We start from the raw sequence: 2,817 nt of genomic DNA on the forward strand, positions 1-2,817 counted from the left end.
CGAGCACGGCCTGCGGGCCGTCGCCGCCGGAGGCGGCGATCCGCGCGGTGGCGACGGCGCTCATCACCGGGATGCCCATCGTGATGCCGACCTGCTGGGTCATGGTCGCCAGCCCCGTGGCCAGACCCTGTTCCGAGTCGGGCAGTCCGGAGGTGGCGGTGACCATGAATCCGACGATCATCAGCATGTTGCCGACGCCGCCGGCGAACGTCGCCGCGAGCAGCAGCCAGATCCAGTCGCCGGAGGTGCCGAGCGCGAGCAGCGCCGCGGTGGCGACGGCCTGGGCCGTGCCGCCGTAGACGATCGCCGCGCGGCTGCCGACGCGGCCGATCACCCGCCCGCCGAGGGTGCCGCCGAGGACGGTGCCCAGGCCCAGGACGCCGAAGGCCAGGCCGGTGGCGAGCGGCGTGTAGCCGAGGACTTCCTGCAGGTAGAGGGTGAGCAGGAAGACGAGGGAGGTCTCGGTGAGGAAGGCGACGAGCCCGGCGGCGTTGCCCCACACGACGGTGGGCCGCCGGAGGATGCGTACCGGCACCAGCGGCTTGTCCGCCCGCTTCTCCACGAACCAGAACCCGGTGAGCAGTACGGCGCCCGCGCCGAGCGCGGCGAGGGTCAGCGGCTCGGTCCAGCCGGCCTCGCCGGCGCGGGTGAGCCCGTAGACGACGGCGAGCAGCCCGCCGGTGACGGTGACCGCGCCGGGGAGGTCGAGCCGGGGCCGGCCGGCGGGGCGGGAGTCGGCGATGACGGCGGGGGCGACGGCGAGGACCGCGGCGGTCACGGGCACGTTGATGAGGAAGGCCCAGCGCCAGGAGAGCAGGTCGGTGAGGAGTCCGCCGAGTACGGCGCCGGCGGTGAACCCGGCGGACATCAGCGCCCCGTTGAGCCCGAGCGCCCGCTGCCGCAGCGGACCCTCCGGGAAGGCGGTGGTGAGCAGGGAGAGCCCGGCGGGGACGACGGCGGCGGTGGCCAGGCCCTGGAGCACGCGGGCGGCGAGCAGCATCCCGGGGGAGGTGGCGAGGCCGCCGAGCACGGAGGACAGGCCGAGCAGGGCCATGCCGCCGAGGAAGAGCCGCTTGCGGCCGAAGAGGTCGGCGATACGGCCGAAGAGGAGGGTGAAGCCGGCGGCGGCAAGGGCGAAGGCGGTGGCGATCCACTGCAGCCGGGCGAGGGGGAAGCCGAGCCCCGCGCCGATGGCGGGGAGGGCGACGTTCAGGATGGAGAAGTCCACCGCGACCATGAACTGGGCGCCGAGGAGGAGGGTGAGGACGAGCTTCTGCCGGCTGGTCATGCGCGCGGGAGGCGCGGTGACGGCCCCGTCGAGGACGGCCATGGGAGTTCCCTTCGTACGGGCTAACGGGACCTCTGTTCCGTTAAGCTGGGTCGAAGGTAGCAGGGAATCGACTACTAATGAAACTGGAGACCCATTAATGAGCGCGGCAGAGTCGAGTCCGGAACCGGACCCCGGCACCCTGCGGCCCGGCGGCCGTACCGCACGGGTCCGCGCGGCGGTCCTCAGGGCCGCCGGCGACGCCCTGGCGGAGCAGGGCTTCGCCCACCTCGACCTCGCCGACGTCGCCCGCCGCGCCGAGGTCGGCAAGACCACCGTCTACCGCCGCTGGGGCTCGGCCACCGGGCTCATCGCCGACCTGCTCGCGGACATGGCGGAGCAGTCCGTACCGCGCACCGAGACCGGCACCCTGCTCGGCGACCTGCGCGCCAACGCCCGCCTCGTCCAGGGCACCCTGACCGACCCCCGGCAGGGCGCGCTGTTCCGCGCGGTGATCGCGGCGGCCACGTGCGACGACCGCACGGCCGCCGCCCTGCACCGCTTCTACGCCGTCCGCATCGCCGAGTGGGCTCCCTGCGTCGAGCAGGCGGTGGCCCGCGGCGAACTCCCCGGGGGCACGGACCCGCACGAGGTCGTCCGCGCCGTCTCCGCCCCCCTCTACTACCGCCTCCTCGCCAGCGGCGACCCCCTCGACACCGCGGCCGCCGACCGCGCCGCGGAGGCGGCGGCGGTGGCGGCGCGGGAGGGGGCGTACGTCGTGTGACGGCGGCGGAGACCTGAGGGCGCGTCAGGCGTCGTGCTTGCGGAGGAACGTCTGCAGGCCCGCGAGGTCGTCGGTGTTGACCCAGTCGACGTTCGCGTCGAGCAGCGTGCGCCATATGTTGTCGCGCGCCTCGCCCGGGAGGTCGGGCGTGGCCCAGAAGCGGACCGTCTGGCCCTGCCTGTGGGCGGTGTGGACGATGAGGTTCAGCCAGTTGCGCTCGGCGGCCGGCATCGTGCCGGTGCCCTGCCAGGTGAAGCTGGAGTTCCAGTTGCCGCTGACGAGCGGGATGAACGACGCGGGGACACCGGAGTTGATGTCGTCGTGGCGGCCGTCGTAGAAGGCGTACCGGAGCTTCTCGGCCTCCATCGGCGCCCGGGCGCCGCGGTCGCCGGAGATGACGGCGGTCACCGCGCGGCGCCGCACCTTGCCGCCGGTGGCCGAGCTGAAGATCGACCCGTAGCCGCGCAGCACCTCGGACAGCGCGCGGTACGTGGGGTCGCCGGCGGTCTTGAGGTCGATGAGCAGTTGCAGGGTGAGCTTGTGGCCCTTGTAGACCCGGCCGCCGTTGGCCCGGATGCGGCGTGCCAGCGGGTCGAGATAGAGCCGCTGGAGCGTGCGGGCGGGGTCGAGCTGCGACTCGTCGTGGGCGACGAGGAGTTGGCCGTCGACCAGCCAGATGTCCGACTCGACGCTCGCGAAGCCGTGGTCGAGCGCGTCGAGGAGCGGGCGCTCGTGGAGGTAGTCGTTGTGCGCGTGCGCCCGCTTC

3 protein-coding genes are annotated in these 2,817 nt (G+C 73.7%); 1 reads left to right on the forward strand and 2 read right to left on the reverse strand.

All coding sequences use genetic code 11. The features are described from left to right. A partial coding sequence (locus tag H5J30_RS25550; RefSeq protein ID WP_181789702.1) for an MFS transporter occupies window positions 1-1,330 on the reverse strand: 1,330 nt, incomplete at its 3' end. Window positions 1,331-1,427: 97 nt separating this feature from the next. On the opposite strand from H5J30_RS25550, the gene H5J30_RS25555 reads away from it, so the two are divergent. Beyond that, window positions 1,428-2,051, forward strand: a complete 624-nt coding sequence (locus H5J30_RS25555; protein ID WP_181789703.1) for a TetR/AcrR family transcriptional regulator — start codon at window positions 1,428-1,430, stop codon at window positions 2,049-2,051. A gap of 24 nt (window positions 2,052-2,075) precedes the next feature. Here the strand turns inward: H5J30_RS25555 and H5J30_RS25560 are convergent. Further along, on the reverse strand, window positions 2,076-2,817 hold a 742-nt coding region (locus H5J30_RS25560; RefSeq protein WP_181789704.1), incomplete at its 5' end, for a phosphatidylinositol-specific phospholipase C/glycerophosphodiester phosphodiesterase family protein.

Source organism: Streptomyces phytophilus (assembly GCF_013870535.1).
Taxonomy (GTDB): Bacteria; Actinomycetota; Actinomycetes; order Streptomycetales; family Streptomycetaceae; genus Streptomyces; species Streptomyces phytophilus.

Bases quoted from the DNA above. Each gene is read 5' to 3' on its own strand.
- H5J30_RS25555 (WP_181789703.1), top strand. From the start codon at position 1,428: ATGAGCGCGGCAGAGTCGAGTCCGGAACCGGACCCCGGCACCCTGCGG.